Annotated in this window: 17 protein-coding genes; 14 read left to right on the top strand and 3 right to left on the bottom strand. The window is 67.7% G+C overall.

Annotation, left to right across the window (positions count from 1 at the left end; all coding sequences use genetic code 11):
• Positions 1–74 precede the first annotated feature (74 nt).
• Together WJ542_RS15855 and upp are read right to left on the bottom strand one after the other, a co-directional pair.
• Complete coding sequence (locus WJ542_RS15855) at positions 75–803, bottom strand: YebC/PmpR family DNA-binding transcriptional regulator (protein ID WP_411190139.1); 729 nt, start codon at positions 801–803, stop codon at positions 75–77.
• Positions 804–1234: 431 nt separating this feature from the next.
• Positions 1235–1885 carry a uracil phosphoribosyltransferase gene (gene upp / locus WJ542_RS15850; RefSeq protein WP_411190137.1) on the bottom strand — a complete coding sequence of 217 codons (651 nt, stop codon included), beginning with the start codon at positions 1883–1885 and terminating at the stop codon, positions 1235–1237.
• 239 nt (positions 1886–2124) lie between these two features.
• Between upp and WJ542_RS15845 the strand changes: the two genes are divergently transcribed.
• The 14 genes from WJ542_RS15845 to WJ542_RS15780 all read left to right on the top strand — a co-directional run bounded on the left by WJ542_RS15845 (position 2125) and on the right by WJ542_RS15780 (position 17488).
• Complete coding sequence (locus tag WJ542_RS15845; protein ID WP_411190136.1) at positions 2125–2904, top strand: SDR family oxidoreductase; 780 nt, start codon at positions 2125–2127, stop codon at positions 2902–2904.
• Positions 2905–2975: 71 nt separating this feature from the next.
• A complete protein-coding gene (locus WJ542_RS15840) occupies positions 2976–3365 on the top strand; it encodes a methylglyoxal synthase (RefSeq protein WP_411190135.1) in 390 nt (129 codons plus the stop codon).
• Between the two features lie 51 nt (positions 3366–3416).
• Positions 3417–4391 carry a quinone oxidoreductase family protein gene (locus WJ542_RS15835; RefSeq protein WP_411190134.1) on the top strand — a complete coding sequence of 325 codons (975 nt, stop codon included), beginning with the start codon at positions 3417–3419 and terminating at the stop codon, positions 4389–4391.
• 190 nt (positions 4392–4581) lie between these two features.
• On the top strand, positions 4582–4707 hold the full coding sequence (locus tag WJ542_RS15830) for a potassium ABC transporter ATPase (protein ID WP_411190133.1): 126 nt from the start codon (positions 4582–4584) through the stop codon (positions 4705–4707).
• The gene (gene kdpF, locus WJ542_RS15825) at positions 4704–4796 is read left to right on the top strand and encodes a K(+)-transporting ATPase subunit F (RefSeq protein ID WP_027795505.1); all 93 of its coding nucleotides are present in this window, start codon (positions 4704–4706) and stop codon (positions 4794–4796) included. The genes WJ542_RS15830 and kdpF overlap by 4 nt, the downstream gene beginning before the upstream one ends.
• Positions 4793–6598: a potassium-transporting ATPase subunit KdpA gene (gene kdpA, locus WJ542_RS15820; protein WP_411190132.1), complete on the top strand. Its 1806-nt coding sequence runs from the start codon at positions 4793–4795 to the stop codon at positions 6596–6598. Before kdpF ends, kdpA begins: the two co-directional genes overlap by 4 nt.
• A gap of 16 nt (positions 6599–6614) precedes the next feature.
• Entirely contained in the window at positions 6615–8702 is a 2088-nt protein-coding gene (kdpB, locus tag WJ542_RS15815; protein ID WP_411190131.1) for a potassium-transporting ATPase subunit KdpB, read from the top strand.
• Positions 8703–8730: 28 nt separating this feature from the next.
• Positions 8731–9321, top strand: a complete 591-nt coding sequence (gene kdpC / locus WJ542_RS15810; RefSeq protein WP_411190130.1) for a potassium-transporting ATPase subunit KdpC — start codon at positions 8731–8733, stop codon at positions 9319–9321.
• 155 nt (positions 9322–9476) lie between these two features.
• The gene (locus WJ542_RS15805) at positions 9477–12335 is read left to right on the top strand and encodes a DUF4118 domain-containing protein (RefSeq protein ID WP_411190129.1); all 2859 of its coding nucleotides are present in this window, start codon (positions 9477–9479) and stop codon (positions 12333–12335) included.
• Complete coding sequence (gene kdpE / locus WJ542_RS15800; RefSeq protein WP_027795500.1) at positions 12328–13026, top strand: two-component system response regulator KdpE; 699 nt, start codon at positions 12328–12330, stop codon at positions 13024–13026. The genes WJ542_RS15805 and kdpE overlap by 8 nt, the downstream gene beginning before the upstream one ends.
• 104 nt (positions 13027–13130) lie before the next feature.
• Positions 13131–13451 (top strand): quaternary ammonium compound efflux SMR transporter SugE, encoded by a 321-nt coding sequence (gene sugE / locus WJ542_RS15795; protein WP_411190128.1) that lies wholly within the window; start codon positions 13131–13133, stop codon positions 13449–13451.
• Between the two features lie 166 nt (positions 13452–13617).
• Positions 13618–14232 carry a DUF4126 domain-containing protein gene (locus WJ542_RS15790; protein ID WP_411190127.1) on the top strand — a complete coding sequence of 205 codons (615 nt, stop codon included), beginning with the start codon at positions 13618–13620 and terminating at the stop codon, positions 14230–14232.
• Positions 14229–16865 carry an ABC transporter permease gene (locus WJ542_RS15785; RefSeq protein WP_411190126.1) on the top strand — a complete coding sequence of 879 codons (2637 nt, stop codon included), beginning with the start codon at positions 14229–14231 and terminating at the stop codon, positions 16863–16865. The genes WJ542_RS15790 and WJ542_RS15785 overlap by 4 nt, the downstream gene beginning before the upstream one ends.
• A gap of 113 nt (positions 16866–16978) precedes the next feature.
• The gene (locus tag WJ542_RS15780) at positions 16979–17488 is read left to right on the top strand and encodes a MarR family winged helix-turn-helix transcriptional regulator (protein WP_411190125.1); all 510 of its coding nucleotides are present in this window, start codon (positions 16979–16981) and stop codon (positions 17486–17488) included.
• 31 nt (positions 17489–17519) lie between these two features.
• Here the strand turns inward: WJ542_RS15780 and WJ542_RS15775 are convergent, their stop codons facing one another.
• Positions 17520–18242: an SDR family NAD(P)-dependent oxidoreductase gene (locus WJ542_RS15775; protein WP_411190124.1), complete on the bottom strand. Its 723-nt coding sequence runs from the start codon at positions 18240–18242 to the stop codon at positions 17520–17522.
• Position 18243 lies beyond the last annotated feature (1 nt).

Raw genomic sequence — 18243 nt, 5'->3', positions numbered from 1 at the left:
TTGCGGCCGGCGCTTGCCGTGCCGGCCGTGGAAAACGTGGGCGGGGCGGATGCCCTTGCGCGTCGGCGCGGCGCTTACTCCTCGGCGATCGACGCGTTGGTGTACACCTCCTGGACGTCGTCCAGGTTTTCGAGCGCGTCGAGCAGCTTCTGCATCTTCACGGCATCGTCGCCCGTGAATTCGACTTCCGTCTGCGGCTTCATGGTCACTTCGGCCATTTCCGCCTTGAAGCCCGCGGCTTCGAGCGCAGCCTTCACCTTCGGGAAGTCGAACGGCGGACACACCACCTCGATGCTGCCGTCGTCGTTGGTCACGACGTCGTCGGCGCCGGCTTCGAGCGCGGCGTCCATCAGCTTGTCCTCGGCCGTGCCCGGCGCGAACACGAACTGGCCGACGTGATCGAACATGAACGCCACCGAGCCGTCCGTGCCCATGTTGCCGCCGAACTTCGAGAACGCATGGCGCACTTCCGCGACGGTGCGGGTGCGGTTGTCGGTCATCGTGTCGACGATGATGGCCGCGCCGCTGATGCCGTAGCCTTCGTAGCGGATTTCCTCGTAGTTCGCGCCGTCCACGCCGCCCACGCCGCGCTGGATGGCGCGGTTGATGTTGTCCTTGGGCATGTTGGCGTCGTAGGCTTTGTCGACGGCCAGCCGCAGGCGCGGGTTCGAGTCGATGTCGCCGCCGCCCATGCGCGCCGCCACCTGGATTTCCTTGATGAGACGCGTCCAGACCTTGCCGCGCTTCGCGTCAGCAGCGGCTTTCTTGTGCTTGATGTTGGCCCATTTCGAATGACCCGCCATACCTTTCTCCGTCGCATGCGCCGGCGCGGGCGCGTGCAGTGTGCAATATGCAGTTGTCGATGCGTGTTCGCGGGCGCGGGCCTCGTGCGCAACGCCCGCGCAATGCCTTGGTGCGGCGCGCGGCCGGGGCACCCAGGCGTGTCTTGTCCGCCGGTTTGCCCGCCCGTGCGCGAGGCGCCGCCGGCGGCGCGTCCCGGCCGGCTTCGTCTCGCCTTGTTCGGCTTTGCGCTGCTTTGTCCTGCCAGGTCGCGCCAGGGCCGATTGGCTCGCGAAAGCGCGGCGAACGCCCCGGATGCCCGTTCAGGTGGATCTGAATTTTATCACGGCGGGGCCGTCCGGCCTTGCCCCGGGATGCGGGAAAGGCCGGATTGCAGGGGCAGCGCAGGCGCGTGCGTGCGGGTGCCTGCGCCAGACACGACGCCGCAGCGTCCCTAGTTCTTCGTGCCGAACAGGCGGTCGCCGGCATCGCCGAGACCGGGCACGATGTACGCGTGGTCGTTGAGGTGCGAGTCGAGCGACGCCACGTAGAGCTTCACGTCCGGATGGGCCTTCTGGAATACCTCGACGCCCTCGGGCGCCGCAACGAGCGCGAGGAACGAGATGCGCTCGCCCGTCACGCCGCGGCGCTTGAGCACGTCGATGGCGTGAGCCGCCGAATAGCCGGTCGCGACCATCGGGTCGCACAGGATAAAGTTGCGGTCTTCGAGGTCCGGCAGGCGTACGAGGTATTCCACGGGGCGGTGGTCGTCGGCCCGGTACACGCCGATGTGGCCGACGCGCGCCGACGGGATCAGTTCGAGCAGCCCGTCGGACATGCCCACGCCCGCGCGCAGCACCGGCACGATCGCAAGCTTCTTGCCGGCGATCACGGGCGCGTCCACGTCCACGAGCGGCGTTTGCACGCGGCGCGTGGTCATGGGCAGATCGCGCGTGATCTCGTAGCCCATCAGAAGCGTGATTTCACGCAGCAACTCGCGGAACGTCCGCGTGGACGTGTCCTTGTCGCGCATGTGGGTCAGCTTGTGCTGGATCAGCGGGTGGTCGAGGATGAAGAGGTTGGGGAAGCGGCTGTCCTGTTTCATGGCGGGCGCGCAAGGCTGCAAGAGGAATCGGGGAACAGCCGCAAGTATACGGGAACTGCCTCCTTTCGGACATGCGCGGGACGTCCGCCGGGCCTCGCCCGCGCATGCCCGGCATGCGCGGACGGGACAGGCGCGCCGGCTGCGATTCTTCTAGAATCCCGGAAAGGCGGAGCGGCCGTTCGCGGCGGCTTTTTACGCAATTCGCAATTGTCGTGTTTTCCGGACCAGGACCGAACCCTATGGACATGGGCATCGCAGGACGCAGCGCGCTGGTGTGCGCGGCGAGCAAGGGCCTCGGCCGCGGCTGCGCCGAAGCGCTGGCGGCCGAGGGCGTCAACGTCACGATCGTCGCGCGCACGCGGGAGACGCTGGAGCAAACCGCCGAAGCGATCCGCGCGAGCACGGGCGTCCGGGTGAGCGCCGTGGCGTGCGACATCACGACGGCCGAAGGCCGCGCCGCCGCGCTGGCCGCCTGCGGCGAGCCGGACATCCTCGTCAACAACGCGGGCGGGCCGCCGCCGGGCGATTTCCGCAGCTTTACGCACGAGGCCTGGACGGCCGCGCTCGAGGCCAACATGCTCACGCCGATCGCGCTGATCCAGACGACCATCGACGGCATGATCGCGCGCGGTTTCGGGCGCATCGTCAACATCACCAGCTCTTCCGTGAAGGCGCCGATCGACGTGCTCGGCCTCTCCAACGGCGCGCGCTCGGGCCTGACCGGCTTTGTCGCGGGCATCGCGCGCCAGGTCGCGGCCACCGGCGTGACGATCAACAATCTGCTGCCGGGCGCCTTCGACACCGACCGCATCCAGGCGACCATCGTCGCCCAGGCGAAGGCCAGCAACCGCCCGATCGAGGAAGTGCGCGAGCGCCGCATCGCGACGATTCCGGCGCGCCGCTTCGGCACGCCCGACGAGTTCGGGCGCGCCTGCGCGTTCCTGTGCAGCGTGCATGCAGGCTACATTACCGGTCAGAACTGGTTGATCGACGGCGGCGCTTACCCCGGGACGTTCTGAGCCGGCAAATTCCGGGCACCCCCAACCCGACTTCAACGCCATACCACCCGAAACGAAGGAGCATCGAAGCCATGCCAACCCGCGTCGCGCTTATCGCGCACGACCACAAGAAGGACGACATCGTCAAACTGGCGGGCGAATACGCCGATGCCCTGCGCCAATGCGACATCATCGCGACGGGGACGACCGGCTCGCGCATCGAGGCGGCGCATGGCCTGAAGGTCGAGCGCATGCTCTCCGGCCCGCACGGCGGCGACCTGCAGATCGGCGCGCAACTGGCCGAGGGCCGCGTGGACATGGTGATCTTCCTGCGCGACCCGATGACGCCGCAGCCGCACGAGCCCGACATCAACGCGCTCGTGCGCGCGTGCGACGTGCACAACGTGCCGTGCGCCACCAATATCTCGACGGCGCGCATGGTGCTGGAGGTGCTGCGGCTGCGTCTCGCCGGCGCGGCCTGAACGCCCGCCGCCCGCCACCGCCCGTACACCGCACACAGTGGAGAAGACACAATGAGCAAAGCAATCCGTATCGAGAAGACTGGCGGCCCCGAGGTCATGCAGTGGGTGGACGTCGAAGCGGGCGAGCCGGGCGAGGGCCAGATTCGCCTGAAGCAGACGGCATGCGGCCTGAACTACATCGACGTGTACTTTCGCACCGGCCTCTATCCGCAGCCGCTGCCCGCCGGGCTCGGCATGGAGGCGGCGGGCGAGGTGAGCGCGGTGGGGCCGGGCGTGAGCGATCTCAAGGTGGGCGACCGCGTGGCCTACGTCGCGCGGCCGCCGGGCGCCTATGCGCAGGAGCGCGTGCTGCGCGCCGACCAGGTGATCCGCCTGCCCGAGGCGATCAGCGACGAGGCTGCCGCTTCGATCATGCTGCAGGGCCTGACCGCGCAATATCTGCTGCGCCGCACGTATCGCGTGAAGGCCGGCGACACGATCCTCATCCAGGCCGCGGCGGGCGGTGTGGGCCTCCTCGTGTGCCAGTGGGCGAAGGCGCTCGGCGCGACGGTGATCGGCACCGTGGGCTTCGACGAAAAAGCGCAGATTGCGAAGGCTCACGGCTGCGACTATCCCATCGTCTACACGCGCGAGGACTTCACGGCGCGCGTGCGCGAGATCACGAACGGCGCGGGCGTGCCGGTGGTGTACGACTCGATCGGCAAGGATACCTTCACGAAGTCGCTCGACTGCCTGGCGCCGCTGGGATTGTTCGTGAGCTTCGGCAACGCGTCGGGGCCGCTGCCGCCGATCGATTCGTCGGAGTTCGCCGGACGCGGGTCGCTCTTTTTCACGCGCCCCACGCTCTTTAGCTATATCGCCAAACGCAGCGACTACGAGTCGATGTCTGCGGAACTGTTTGAGGTCGTGAGTTCGGGCAAGGTGAAAACGTCGATCAATCAGCGCTACGCGCTCAAGGACGTGGCGCAGGCCCACGCCGATCTCGAAGCGCGCCGCACGACCGGCTCGACGATCCTGATCCCCTGAGTTTTCCTGAACGACGACCGTTGAGTCGTTTGCCGACATCAAGGCGCGCTGGCCTGGCCAGCGCGCCTTTTTCGTTGTGGCGCCATTTCCGCATGTTTACGAGATTTTTATACCACCCCCTCCATCTTTAATCCGTTCTTGACGTGCAAACCCTTACTGTTCCGGGCATCCGTCAATGGAGAACACGACAATGGATGTGCTGTACATCGGGGGGCTAGCGGTATTCGCGGGGCTCACATATGCGTTGATCGCCGGCTGCGAGAAGCTCATGCAGTACCGGCGCGCGGATCAAAGCACTACGGGAGCTCGTTCATGACCTGGATTCTGTGGCTGTCGGGAGCAGCGACGCTCTTGCTGTTCGTCTATCTGGTCCATGCGCTGCTGCGCGCGGAGGATATCGAATGAACGGCAACAATCTGCTGCAAACCGGGATTTTCATCGTCGTCCTGCTCGCGCTCGCCGTACCGGTCGCGGGCTATATCACGCGCGTGCTCGACGGACGCTCGCGTGTCGTGCGACTTTTCGCACCCGTCGAGAATCTCCTCTACCGTCTGGCCGGCGTCGATCGCGAGTCCGAAATGGGCTGGAAGCACTATGCGATCGCCACGATCTCGTTCAACGTCCTCGGCGTCGGGTTCCTCTACCTGCTGCTGCGCATCCAGGGCTGGCTGCCCGCCAATCCGCAGCAGTTCGGCCCGATGACGGTGGACGGCGCGTTCAACACGGCCGTTTCTTTCGTCACCAACACGAACTGGCAGGACTACACGCCCGAGCAGACCGTGAGCTATCTCACGCAGATGCTCGGCCTCACCGTGCAGAACTTCCTTTCGGCGGCGACGGGCATCGTGGTCGTGATCGCGCTGATCCGCGGTTTCGCGCGCCACTCGATGAAGACGATCGGTAACTTCTGGGTCGACCTCACGCGCACGACGCTCTACATTCTCGTGCCGATGGCCGCGATCATCGCTGCGCTCCTGATGAGCCAGGGCATGATCCAGAACTTCAAGTCGTATCAGGACGTGCCGACGCTGCAGACCACGACCTACGCCGCGCCCAAGCTCGACGCCCAGGGCAACCCGGTGAAGGACGCGCAGGGCAACGCCGTGACGGTCGACACGAAGGTCGCGACGCAGACGCTCGCGATGGGTCCGGTGGCTTCGCAGGTCGCCATCAAGATGCTCGGCACCAACGGCGGCGGCTTCTTCAATGCGAACTCGGCGCATCCGTACGAGAACCCCACGCCGTTCTCGAACATGGTCGAAATGATCGCCATCCTGATCATTCCGGCCGCGCTGTGTCTCGTGTTCGGCAACGTCATCGCGGACCGGCGCCAGGGGATTGCGGTGCTCGCGGTCATGACGATCGCGTTCGCGGTCGCGGTGGGCTTCGAGCTGAACGCCGAGCAGGCCGGCAATCCCATGCTGACGTCGCTGAACGTCGACCAGCACGCCAGCGCGCTGCAGGCCGGCGGCAACATGGAAGGCAAGGAAACGCGCTTCGGCATCGCGCAGACCGGCATCTTCGTCGTGACGACGACGGCGGCTTCGTGCGGCGCGGTGAACGCGGCGCACGACTCGCTCACGCCGCTGGGCGGCCTGGTTCCGATGCTGCTCATCCAGCTTGGCGAAGTGATCTTCGGCGGCGTAGGCTCCGGTCTCTACGGCATGCTCGTATTCGCGCTGCTCGCGGTGTTCGTGGCGGGTCTCATGATCGGCCGCACGCCGGAGTACGTGGGCAAGAAGATCGAGTCGTTCGAGATGAAGATGGTGGCGATCGTCGTGCTGCTCACGCCGATGCTCGTGCTCGTGGGCACCTCGATCGCCGTGCTGACCGATGCGGGCAAGGCGGGCATCGCCAACCCCGGCGCGCACGGCTTCTCGGAAATTCTGTATGCGTTCAGCTCGGCCGCGAACAATAACGGCAGCGCCTTCGCAGGGCTTTCGGTGAACACGCCGTTCTATAACTGGCTGCTCGCCATCGCCATGTGGTTCGGCCGCTTCGGCACCATCGTTCCGGTGCTCGCCATCGCTGGCTCGCTCGCCGGCAAGAAGCGCATCGCCGTTACCGGCGGCACGCTGCCCACGCACGGCCCGCTCTTCGTCGTCCTGCTGCTCGGCACCGTGCTGCTCGTCGGCGCGCTGACCTACGTGCCCGCGCTCGCCCTCGGCCCCGGCGTCGAGCATCTGATCATGATGGGCGTGCACTGAACAGGACTACTTGAAAATGAATCAGCATAGTGCAACACGGTCCATGTTCGATCCGGCGCTCGTGCGTCCGGCCATCGTGGACTCGTTCCGCAAGCTAAAACCGCGCACGCAGTTGCGCAACCCCGTGATGTTCTGCGTCTACGTGGGGAGCATCCTCACGACGATCCTCTCGGTCGCGGCGCTCATGGGCCAGGCCGAAGCGCCCGCGGGCTTCATTCTCGCGATCTCGCTCTGGCTGTGGTTCACGGTGCTCTTCGCGAACTTCGCCGAGGCGCTCGCCGAAGGCCGTTCGAAGGCGCAGGCCGCATCGCTGCGCCAGGCCAAGCGCGACGTGATGGCGAAGAAGCTCAACGAGCCGCATCCGAAGGCGCCCATCCGCATCATGACCGCTTCGGACCTGCGCCGCGGCGACGTGGTGCTCGTCGAAACCGGCGACACGATTCCCGCCGACGGCGAAGTGATCGAAGGCGTCGCCTCGGTCGACGAGTCGGCCATTACGGGCGAGTCGGCGCCGGTGATCCGCGAATCGGGCGGTGACTTTTCTTCGGTGACGGGCGGCACGCGCGTGCTCTCCGACTGGATCGTCGTGCGCGTCACGGCGAACCCGGGCGAGGCGTTCCTCGACCGCATGATCGCGATGGTGGAAGGTGCGAAGCGCCAGAAGACCCCGAACGAGATCGCGCTGACGATCCTGCTCGTGGCGCTGACGATCGTGCTGCTGCTCGCTACGGCGACGCTGCTGCCGTTCTCGATCTTCTCGGTCGAAGCCGCGAAGATGGGGCACGTCGTCACGATCACCGCGCTCGTCGCGCTGCTCGTGTGCCTGATTCCGACGACGATTGGCGGCCTGCTTTCGGCGATTGGCGTGGCGGGCATGAGCCGCATGATGCAGGCCAACGTGATCGCCACTTCGGGGCGCGCCGTGGAAGCCGCCGGCGACGTGGACGTGCTGCTGCTCGACAAGACGGGCACGATCACGCTCGGCAACCGCCAGGCGTCGGCGTTCGTCGCCGCGCCGGGCGTCAATGAAGAAGCGCTCGCCGATGCCGCGCAGCTTGCGTCGCTTTCGGACGAAACGCCGGAAGGCCGCAGCATCGTGGTGCTCGCGAAGCAGCGCTTCAACATTCGCCAGCGCGACATGGCGACGCTGCATCCGGTGTTCCTCGCGTTCAGCGCGCAGACCCGCATGAGCGGCGTGGATCTTCAGGGCCGCGAAATCCGCAAGGGCGCGGCCGATGCGATCAAGAACTACGTCGAAGCGCACGGCGGCCGTTTCCCGGCCGAAGTCGAGACGGCCGTGGACGACGTTGCGCGCCGCGGCAGCACGCCGCTCGTCGTGGCACAGCGCGCGGATGGCGCGAACGCCCAGGTGCTCGGCGTGATCGAGCTGAAGGACGTGGTGAAGGGCGGCATCAAGGAGCGCTTCGCCGAACTGCGCAAGATGGGCATCAAGACGGTGATGGTGACGGGCGACAACCGCCTGACCGCCGCTGCGATCGCGGCCGAAGCGGGCGTGGACGATTTCCTCGCCCAGGCCACGCCGGAGACGAAGCTCGCGACCATTCGCGAACATCAGGCGCAGGGCAAGCTCGTGGCGATGACCGGCGACGGCACCAACGACGCCCCGGCGCTCGCCCAGGCCGACGTCGCGGTGGCGATGAACACCGGCACGCAGGCCGCGAAGGAAGCGGGCAACATGGTCGACCTCGACTCGAACCCGACCAAGCTCATCGAGATCGTCGAGATCGGCAAGCAGATGCTGATGACGCGCGGCTCGCTTACGACGTTCTCGATCGCCAACGACGTCGCGAAGTACTTCGCGATCATCCCGGCGGCGTTCGCGACCACGTATCCGCAACTGCGCGTGCTCGACGTCATGCATCTGACCTCGCCGGCGTCGGCTATCCTTTCGGCGGTGATCTTCAACGCGCTGATCATCGTGATGCTGATTCCGCTGGCGCTCAAGGGCGTGAAGTACCGGCCGCTCGGCGCGGCGTCGCTGTTGCGTCGCAACCTGCTGGTGTACGGCCTCGGCGGCATTCTCCTGCCGTTCCCGTGCATCAAGCTGATCGACATGGTCCTTGCTGCCTGCGGCTGGGTCTGATCCGGCACACGAACATTCAGGAAAGCCTATGAAATCGCTGCAGTTTCCTTTGATACGTCCTCTCATCGTGATCTTCGCCGTGCTCACGGCGCTCACGGGTCTGGCCTATCCGGCCGTGATGACCGCGTTCGGCCAGGCGGTGTTCCACCGTCAGGCCAACGGCAGTCTCGTCGAAGTCGACGGCAAGGTGGTGGGCTCCGAGCTGATCGGCCAGCAGTTCGACGCGCCGCAGTACTTCTGGGGCCGCCTCTCGGCCACCTCGCCGAATCCGTACAACGCGACGAGCTCGGGCGGCTCGAACCTCGGCCCCACGAACCCGGCACTCGCCGACGAAGTCAAAGGCCGTATCGCCGCGCTCAAGGCGGCGGGCACCGACGTCTCGCAGCCGATCCCGGCCGACCTCGTGACCTCGTCGGGCAGCGGTCTCGATCCCGAGATTTCGCCCGCGGCGGCGGCGTATCAGATCGAGCGCGTCGCGAAGGCGCGCCACCTGAATCCGTCCGACGTACAGGCGCTCGTGGATCGCTACACGAAGGGCCGCCAGTTCGGCCTTTTCGGCGAGCCGCGCGTGAACGTGCTCGAGCTGAACCTCGCGCTCGACGGCAAGCAGGTCGGCTGACCGGCGCAGCCGACCCAACCGCACGCCGCGGCAAGCGCGGCGTGCGGTTTGCCGTTTTGTTTGCCATTCGGACGCCGCGGTGAGACGATCAGCATGACTCATCATGGCGCACCGACTCGCATGGTCAGAAGCGCACAACCCGAAATCCGATCCGCATGAACCGTCCCGATCCCGACGAACTGCTCGACCGACTCCAGCGCGACGAGGAAAAAGCGCGCCGCGGCAAGCTGAAGATCTTCTTCGGCGCGTCGGCGGGCGTGGGCAAGACCTACGCGATGCTGCAGGCTGCGCGCCGGCGCGCGGAGGAGAGCGTCGACGTCGTCGTGGGCATCGTCGAGACGCATGGGCGCAGCGAGACCGCCGCGCTCACGAGCGGACTCGACGTGCTGCCGCGCTCGCAGATTGCCTATCGCGGCCGCACGCTCGAAGAGTTCGATCTCGACGTCGCGCTCGCGAGGAAGCCGCAACTCGTGCTGGTCGACGAGCTCGCGCATTCGAACGTACCCGGCGCGCGCCACATGAAGCGCTGGCAGGACGTCTACGAGTTGCTCGACGCGGGCATCGACGTCTATACGACCGTCAATGTTCAGCACCTCGAAAGTCTGAACGACGTGGTCGGGCAGATCACGGGTATCCGCGTCTGGGAAACCGTGCCCGACCGCGTGTTCGATCACGCCGACGAAGTGACGCTCGTCGACCTGCCGGCCGAGGAACTGCTCGACCGCATGCGCGACGGCAAGGTCTATATGCCGGCGCAGGCCGAGCGCGCGGTACGTAACTTCTTTCGCAAGGGCAACCTCATCGCGCTGCGCGAACTCGCGCTGCGCCGCACGGCCGACCGCGTCGACGCGCAGATGCGCGAGTACCGCGCCGACCGCTCGATCCAGCACGTCTGGCAGGCGCGCGAGCGGCTGCTCGTTTGCGTCGGCCCGGGCGCCGAAGCCAACGCGCTCGTGCGCGCGGCGGCGCGCCTCGCGTCGAGCCTGAAGGCCGACTGGATCGCCGTCTATGTCGAAACGCCGAAGCTCCAGCGTCTGCCCGACGCGACGCGCGAGCGCACGCTCGGCGCGTTGAAGCTCGCCTCGGAGATGGGCGCGGAAACCGCCACGCTCGCGGGCGAAGACGCGGCCACGACGCTCGCGGGCTACGCGCGGCTGCGTAACGTCTCGAAGCTGGTCGCCGGCGCCTCGCTGCGCACGGGTGTCTCGCGCTGGCTGCGCCGGCCGTTTGGCGAACGTCTCGCGGAGAAAGCCGGCGACGTCGATCTCACGCTCGTACGCGCGGCGGCGGGCGATACCGCGCTAGCGCGCGAGCCGTCGGGCGCCGGCGCGGCCGCGCGCGCGGCGAACGCCTGGCGCGACGCCTTCGCGCCGGGCGGCGGCCATCGCTCGCCGCCGCGCGCGTATGCGGCGGCGCTCGTGATCTGTGCGTGCATCACGCTGGTCTCCAGCCAGTTGATCGATCGCATCGACCTCGCGAATCTCGTGATGCTGTATCTGCTCGGCGTGATCTTCACGGCGACGCGGCTCGGGCGCGGGCCCGGCGTGCTGCTCTCTTTCGCGAGCGTGGCGGCCTTCGACTTCTTCTTCGTACCACCGCGCATGTCGTTTTCGGTGAGCGACACGCAATATCTGCTCACTTTCATGGGCATGCTGCTGACCTCGCTCGTCATCAGCCACCTCACGTCGAGCCTGCGCCGCGAGGCGAGCATTGCCCAGCGCCGCGAGCAGCGCACGGGGGCGATGTACGCGATGGCGCGCGAGCTGGCGGCGGCGCTGACCACCGAGCAGATCGTCGGCATCGGCAGCCGCCACGTGAGCGAGGTGTTCGGCGCGCGCGTCGCACTTCTGCTGCCCGACAGCGTCGACAAGGTCCAGCAGAAGATCGAGGAGCCGGATCCGCAAATCATGCTCGACGCCGCGAGCCTCGATACCGACGTGGGGCAGTGGGTGTACGACCAGCAGAAGCCGGCCGGCCACGGCACCGACACGCTGCCGGCCGCGGTGGCCCGCTATCAGCCGCTCAAGGCGCCCATGCGCACGCGCGGCGTGCTCGCGGTCGTCACACGCGACCCGCACGAGCTGCAGGTGCCCGAGCAGCAGCGCATGTTCGACGCGTTCGCCGCCCAGATCGCGCTCGCGCTCGAACGCGTGCACTACGTCGACATTGCACGCGACGCCCTCGTGAACATGGAGTCGGAGCGGCTGCGCAACTCGCTGCTCTCGGCCATCTCGCACGACCTGCGCACGCCGCTCACGACGATCGTGGGTTTTTCGTCGATGCTCGCGCAAACCTGGGAAGCGACCGGCGCGCCCGAGGATCCACGTTCGGGAGAACTGATCGAATCGATTCACGACGAGGCGCTGCGCATGACCGGCATCGTCACGAACCTGCTCGACATGGCGCGACTGCAGGCGGGCAGCCTGAAACTGAACCGCCAGTGGACGCTGCTCGAAGAGACGGTGGGCGCGGCGCTCGCTGCGTGCCGGCGCGTGCTCGCGCGCCACCCCCTCCAGGTCAGGCTGGAGGAAGGCCTGCCGCTCCTGCAACTCGACGCCGTTCTCATGGAGCGGCTCTTCTCGAATCTGCTGGAGAACGCGGCGAAGTACACGCCGCCCGACACGCCGCTCGCCATCGGAGCGCGGCGCGTCGATATCGGTGGCGAACCGTTCGTGCGCGTGACGATCGACGACAACGGGCCGGGTCTGCCGGCCGGCATGGGCGAGCGCATCTTCGAAAAATTCACCCGCGGCGGGAAGGAATCCGCCAAGCCCGGCATCGGGCTCGGGCTCGCGATCTGCCGCGCAATCGTCGAGGCGCACGGCGGTACAATCGGCGCGGGCAACCGGGTCGACGACGACGGACGCGTGCTTGGTGCCTCGTTCTGGTTCGCGCTGCCCGTGGAGTCGCCGCCGCCGCTGCCCACGGACACGGAAGAGGGCGAGCCGGCCGCCGCGTCCCCCGCTCCCACCGAACTCAAACCCGCAGTCGATTCGAAGCCTTCCCATGAGTGATCCGAACATTGCCGTCGTCCTGATCGAGGACGAGAAGCAGATCCGGCGCTTCGTGCGCGCGTCGCTGGAAGGCGAGGGGATCGTCGTCCATGACGCCGAGACGGGCAAGCAGGGCCTCGTCGAGGCCGCCACGCGCAAGCCCGATCTCGTGATCGTCGATCTCGGCCTGCCCGATACCGACGGTCTCGACGTGATCCGCGAGCTGCGCGGCTGGAGCGACCTGCCCGTGATCGTGCTTTCGGCGCGCACCCAGGAAAGCGAGAAAGTGGCGGCGCTCGACGCCGGCGCCGACGACTATCTGACCAAGCCGTTCGGCGTCTCGGAACTGCTCGCGCGGATCCGCGCGCATCTGCGCCGGCGCAACCGCGGCGGCGCGAACGAAGCGCCGCAGGTGAGCTTCGGCGAAGTGACCGTCGACCTCGGCCTGCGCCAGGTGACACGGGCGGGCGCTCCGGTTCATCTGACCCCCATCGAGTACCGCTTGCTCGCCACGCTCGTGCGCGACGCGGGCCGGGTTCTCACGCACCGGCAACTGCTGCGCGAGGTGTGGGGCCCGTCGCACGTGGAGAGCAGCCACTATCTGCGCATCTATATGGCGCATCTGCGCCAGAAGCTCGAGCGCGACCCGGCGCAGCCCGAGCACATCGTCACCGAAACGGGCGTGGGTTACCGGCTGGTGGGCGTGCAGTGAGCAGGGGAGGACGGCTGGCGTTATAATTACAAATCTGTAAGGACGACCTTGCAGTTTTTTATTCGGTGCGGGGACGACCCCATTTTCAACATGGAGCGTCCTGTATGTCCTGGTTTCTTCTCCTCATCGCCGGCCTGCTCGAAGTGGCATGGGCCGCCGGTCTCAAGTCCTCCGACGGCTTCACGCGGCTGTGGCCGTCCGTTTTCACCATCGTCACCGCGCTCGGCAGCTTCGGGCTGCTGGCCATGGCCATGCGGCAGTTGCCGCTCGGCACGGCCTACGCCGTTTGGACCGGCATCGGCGCGGTGGGCGCGTTCATCTTCGGCATCGTCGCCATGGGCGAGACGCTTTCCGTCGCGCGTATCGCGAGTGCCGCGCTTATCGTGCTCGGGCTCGTGGGGCTCAAGCTGTCGTCGGCGGCCTGATAGAGGGGTGTGAGAGGGGGGGGGGCGGCGCCGCGCCTGTTGCTTCCGCGGCAAACCGACCTGCGGTGCAGCAAAATGCGTAGCTATAATGGAACGGTCATAACCCCATAACACTGCTGCGCGCCGCAGGCGCGATGGCTCTCCGTGCCACGCGAGGAGACAAGCCATGCTGGAACCCCTTTCGCTTGCCGCGGGCCTGTCGTGGGGCAGCGGCCTGCGCCTCTATCTCACGGTGTTCATGGCCGGCGTGATGGAGCGGCTCGGCCTGATCCATTTGCCCGACACCCTGGCCGCTCTCGGTTCGCCGTGGGTGATCGGCGTCGCCGCCGCGCTCACCATCTTCGAATTCCTCGCCGACAAGATTCCCGCGTTCGATTCGCTCTGGGACGCGCTCCACACCTTCATTCGCATTCCGGCCGGCGCCGTGCTCGCCGCCGGCGCGATGGGGCATGCCGATCCGACCGTGCTCGCGATTGCCGCGCTGGCGGGCGGCACGCTCGCCGGCACCGCGCACCTGGCCAAGGCCGGCACGCGCGCGCTCATCAATCTCTCGCCGGAGCCGGTTTCGAACGTCGTCACGTCGAGCGCCGAGGATGGCATTACCTTCGTTGGTCTGTTGCTGGCGTTCTTCGTGCCGCTTCTGTTTCTCGTGCTGCTCGCGGGTTTCCTCGTGCTCGCCGCGTGGGCGCTGCCGCGCCTGTGGCGCGGCGTGCAAGGCGGCTTTCGCGGCATGGCGGCGCATATGGTCTCGCGCTTCTCGCTGCGGAGCCGCCACGATTGAGCGGCGCCGCTCACTCTTCGTCTCCTGCGAAGCCCGCGCGTAGCGACGGCGGCCCAGGGTCGCCGCAGGCGCAGGCGGCTCCCGGCATCCGCGATATCGTGCGGCTCGCTGCCCGCATGACCGCGCGCGACTGGCGCGCGGGCGAACTGACGATGCTGCTCCTCGCGCTGGTGCTGGCCGTGGCGGCGCTCGCCAGCGTGGGCTTTCTCGCCGACCGCCTTCAGCGCGGGCTGGAGCGCGACGCGCGCCGCATGATCGCCGCCGATTTCATCGTGCGTGCCGACCATCCCGTCGATCCGATGTTTTTGCGAGAGGCCCGGTCGCTCGCGCTGCGCACCGCGACCACGGCTATTTTCCCGAGCATGGTGAGCGCCGATGCGGCCGGCGGTCAGCCGCTGTCGCGTCTCGCGGCGATCAAGGCGGTCTCGCCGGAGTATCCGCTGCGCGGCGCGCTGCGGATCGGGACCGGCGAAACCGTTCCCGGTGCCCCCGATCGCGAGGCCCAGGGCATTCCGCCGCCCGGCACGGTCTGGGTGGACGACGAACTGCTCGACGCGCTCAAGCTGCATATCGGCAGCACTGTGAAGGTGGGCAACCGCAACTTCATCGTGGGCGCGGTCATCACGCGCGAACTGGATCGCGGCTTCTCGTTCGTCAACTTCTCGCCGCGTCTCATGATGCGGGCCGACGAGCTGGCCTCCACGGGCCTCGTCACCTATGGCAGCCGTGTCGTGTACCGCTTGCTCGTCGCGGGTGCCGATCCTGCTGTCGCACAGTTCGCCGAGTGGGCGCATGCCCGCGTGGACGGCGGCAAGATGCGCGGCGTGGGCCTCGAATCGCTGCACGACGGCCAGCCGCAGGTGCGCGAGACGCTCGAGCGCGCGCGCCACTTCCTCACGCTCGTCTCGCTCCTTACGGCGCTGCTTGCCGCCGTGGCCATCGCGATGGCGGCGCACCGCTATACGCGGCGCCATCTCGACAGTTGCGCCGCCATGCGGTGCCTCGGCGCGAGCCAGCGTACGCTGCGCGCGCTCTTCGTCCTCGAATTTCTCGGACTTGGCCTCCTGGGCGGCGCAGTCGGCGTCGTGCTGGGCTATGCGGGCCACTACGCATTGCTCGTCTGGCTCGGCAATCTGATCAGCGTCCAGTTGCCATATCCGGGCCCGCTGCCCGCGCTGGAAGGCGTTGCGGCCGGGCTCGTACTGCTGCTCGGCTTTGCGTTGCCGCCGCTGTTGCCGCTCACCCGCGTGCCGCCCGTGCGCGTGCTGCGCCGCGAGTGGGGCGAGGCGGGGCGCACCGCGTGGGCCGCCTATGGCGTGGGTATCGTGCTCTTCGCAGGACTCCTCGTGATTGCCGCTGGCGAACTCAAGCTCGGCGGTATCGTGGCGGGCGGTTTCGCAATCGGACTAGTCGTCTTCGCGGGTGTCGCGCGACTCGCGCTCTGGTGCGCGGCGCGCCTTGCGCGCAGCGAGCGCCTGGGCGGCCAGGTGCGCGCCGGCGTGGGCTGGCGGTATGCGCTGGCTTCACTCGAGCGGCGCCCCGGTGCGAGCGCGCTGCAAATCACGGCGCTCGCCGTCGGCCTCATGTGTCTCCTGCTGATTGCGATGACACGCAACGACCTGATCGACGGCTGGCGCAAATCGACCCCGCCCGATGCACCGAACGAATTCCTCATCGACATCCAGCCCGACCAGCACGACGCCGTGGTGGCCTGGCTGGGCGCGCACGGCTTCGCGGATGCCGCGCTCGAGCCGATGGTGCGCGGCCGACTCATCTCGATCAACGGCAAGCCTGTGGATCCCGAGCACTACAAGAGCGAGGATGCGAAGCGGCTCGTGGACCGCGAGTTCAACCTCTCGTACACGACCCACCTGCCCGACGACAATCGCATCACCGCCGGCAACTGGTATGGCGAAACGAGCGCGCCGCAGCTTTCGATCGAGGCGGGACTCGCGAAGCTGCTGGACGTGAAGCCGGGCGACGTGCTCAAGTTCGACGTGACCGGGCTCGAAGTGACGGCGCCCGTCACGAGCGTGCGCAAGCTCGACTGGGGTTCGTTCAAGGTCAACTTTTTCGTGCTGATGCCGCCCGCGCTGCTGCGCGACTTTCCGGCCACCTACATCACGAGCTTCCATCTGCCGGATACGCGGCGTAGCGTCGTGGACTCGCTCGTGGCGCAGTATCCGAACGTCACGGCTATCGACATCGCTCCGATCCTCGCGCAGATTCAGCGCATGCTCGAACAGGTGATCGGCGCCGTGCAGTTCCTCTTTCTCTTTACGCTCGCGGCGGGCGTGCTGGTGCTGTATGCCGCGCTGGCCGGCACGCGCGACGAGCGCATGCGCGAGTCGGCGCTGCTGCGCGCATTGGGCGCGTCGCACCAGCAGGTGCGCGCGGTGCAGGTGGCGGAATTCGTCGCGGTAGGCGCGCTGGCGGGCCTCATGGCGGCCATCGGCGCCCAGATCGTGGGCGCCCAGCTCGCGACGCGCGTGTTCCAGTTCTACCTGCCGTTCGATCCTTGGCTCGTGCCGGCCGGCATCGCGGCAGGCGTGGCCTGTGCGGGCGTGGGCGGATGGATCAGCTTGCGCCACGTGCTCGCGCGGCCCGCGCTGCAGTCGCTGCGCGACGCGTGAGCGGCTCGATTGCCGTGCGCGTTTAGTCTGCGCGCGCGTCCCTCGCTGCCGTTGCCGTCGTTTTTCTCGTCGTTTGCCTTTATGATGCCGGGGCACTTCTCGTCCAGAAGACCATGACCACCGACACGATCAAGCCGCGCCGCACGAAGACGGCTACGGCACCGACCGAGGCGCCCGAGGCATCAGGCCCGGCCGCCGGGCTGCGCTTTCTCGATACCTATCTTGCCGCGCTGCTCGCGCGCGCGAGCAGCCTCATCTCCGACGAATTTCACGCGACGCTCGCGCGCAAGAAGATTCCGGCGCTGCAATGGCGCGTGCTCGCGTGCCTCTCGGACGGCCCGCTGCCGATGGGCGACCTGGGGCGCCTGATCCTCGCGAAGCAGCCGACCGTCAGCAAGCTGATCGATCGCATGGAGGCGGGCGGGCTCGTCGTACGCCAGGAGGATCCGGCCAGCCGCCGGCGCACGCTCGTCGCCCTCACGCCGCACGGCGGCAAGCTCGCGGCGGAGCTGGTCGCGCTCGCGCTGGAGCACGAGGCCTCGGTGCTGTTGCCGTTTCCGCCCGAGGTCGCGAAGCTGTTCGTCGGCGTGCTGCGGCAACTGATCGAGCAGCATACGAAATAGCGCTGGCACAACCGATGCACGCGGGCCGCGTTCAGAGTGCGAGGCTCCCCGTGCTCGTGCCGCCGCACACGTAGAGCGTTTGCCCCGTAACGAAGCCGTTTTCCGGGGCGGCGAAGAACATGGCCGCGCGCGCAATGTCGTCGGGCCGGCCGAGCCGCCGCACGGGAATGCTTGCCGCCATGTGCGCGGCCTTTTCGCTGTTCGCGGGCACGATCTCGTGGAACATGCCGGTTTCCACCGGGCCGGGTGCGATCGCGTTCGCGGTGATGCCGAGCGGTCCGAGTTCGAGCGCCCAGGTGCGTACGAGGCCGAGCATGCCTGCCTTCGTCGCCGAGTAGGCGGTGCGCGTGGCGAGTCCGAGCGCGGCGCGCGACGAGATCAGCACGAGCCGTCCAAAGTGCTCCGCCTGCATCGCGGGCAGCATGGCCTGGGCGAGCGTAACGGGCGCGGCCAGATGCAGGTTCGTGAGCGCGATGAGGTCGTCGTGCGCGACGTCGGGCAACAGCGCAGGGCGAATCACGCCGGCGTTGTGGATCAGCGTCGTGGGCGCGTGGCGCGCTGCGACTTCGGCGGCGACGGCGCGCGTGGCCGCCGCGTCGCACAGATCGACTTCGATGGCATGCAGTTTCGGGTGTCCCGGCGCGCCGCCGCGCCGGTCGAGCGAAACGACTTCGTAGCCGGCTTCGAGCAGATGCTCGACGATGGCCCGGCCGATGCCGGCGTTGCCGCCGGTGACGATGGCTGCGCGATTCATG

Source organism: Paraburkholderia yinzeri (assembly GCF_046581065.1).
Taxonomy (GTDB): domain Bacteria; phylum Pseudomonadota; class Gammaproteobacteria; order Burkholderiales; family Burkholderiaceae; genus Paraburkholderia.
This window is presented reverse-complemented; position numbering and strand designations above follow the sequence as displayed.

Excerpts from the sequence above, each read along its gene's own strand:
- sugE (WP_411190128.1), top strand. The coding sequence starts at position 13,131 with ATGTCCTGGTTTCTTCTCCTCATCGCCGGCCTGCTCGAAGTGGCATGG.
- WJ542_RS15845 (WP_411190136.1), top strand. The coding sequence starts at position 2,125 with ATGGACATGGGCATCGCAGGACGCAGCGCGCTGGTGTGCGCGGCGAGC.
- WJ542_RS15780 (WP_411190125.1), top strand. The coding sequence starts at position 16,979 with ATGACCACCGACACGATCAAGCCGCGCCGCACGAAGACGGCTACGGCA.
- kdpB (WP_411190131.1), top strand. The coding sequence starts at position 6,615 with ATGAATCAGCATAGTGCAACACGGTCCATGTTCGATCCGGCGCTCGTG.
- WJ542_RS15835 (WP_411190134.1), top strand. The coding sequence starts at position 3,417 with ATGAGCAAAGCAATCCGTATCGAGAAGACTGGCGGCCCCGAGGTCATG.
- WJ542_RS15830 (WP_411190133.1), top strand. The coding sequence starts at position 4,582 with ATGGATGTGCTGTACATCGGGGGGCTAGCGGTATTCGCGGGGCTCACA.
- WJ542_RS15805 (WP_411190129.1), top strand. The coding sequence starts at position 9,477 with ATGAACCGTCCCGATCCCGACGAACTGCTCGACCGACTCCAGCGCGAC.
- WJ542_RS15855 (WP_411190139.1), bottom strand. The coding sequence starts at position 803 with ATGGCGGGTCATTCGAAATGGGCCAACATCAAGCACAAGAAAGCCGCT.
- kdpF (WP_027795505.1), top strand. The coding sequence starts at position 4,704 with ATGACCTGGATTCTGTGGCTGTCGGGAGCAGCGACGCTCTTGCTGTTC.
- kdpE (WP_027795500.1), top strand. The coding sequence starts at position 12,328 with ATGAGTGATCCGAACATTGCCGTCGTCCTGATCGAGGACGAGAAGCAG.
- WJ542_RS15790 (WP_411190127.1), top strand. The coding sequence starts at position 13,618 with ATGCTGGAACCCCTTTCGCTTGCCGCGGGCCTGTCGTGGGGCAGCGGC.
- upp (WP_411190137.1), bottom strand. The coding sequence starts at position 1,885 with ATGAAACAGGACAGCCGCTTCCCCAACCTCTTCATCCTCGACCACCCG.
- WJ542_RS15840 (WP_411190135.1), top strand. The coding sequence starts at position 2,976 with ATGCCAACCCGCGTCGCGCTTATCGCGCACGACCACAAGAAGGACGAC.
- WJ542_RS15775 (WP_411190124.1), bottom strand. The coding sequence starts at position 18,242 with ATGAATCGCGCAGCCATCGTCACCGGCGGCAACGCCGGCATCGGCCGG.
- kdpC (WP_411190130.1), top strand. The coding sequence starts at position 8,731 with ATGAAATCGCTGCAGTTTCCTTTGATACGTCCTCTCATCGTGATCTTC.
- kdpA (WP_411190132.1), top strand. The coding sequence starts at position 4,793 with ATGAACGGCAACAATCTGCTGCAAACCGGGATTTTCATCGTCGTCCTG.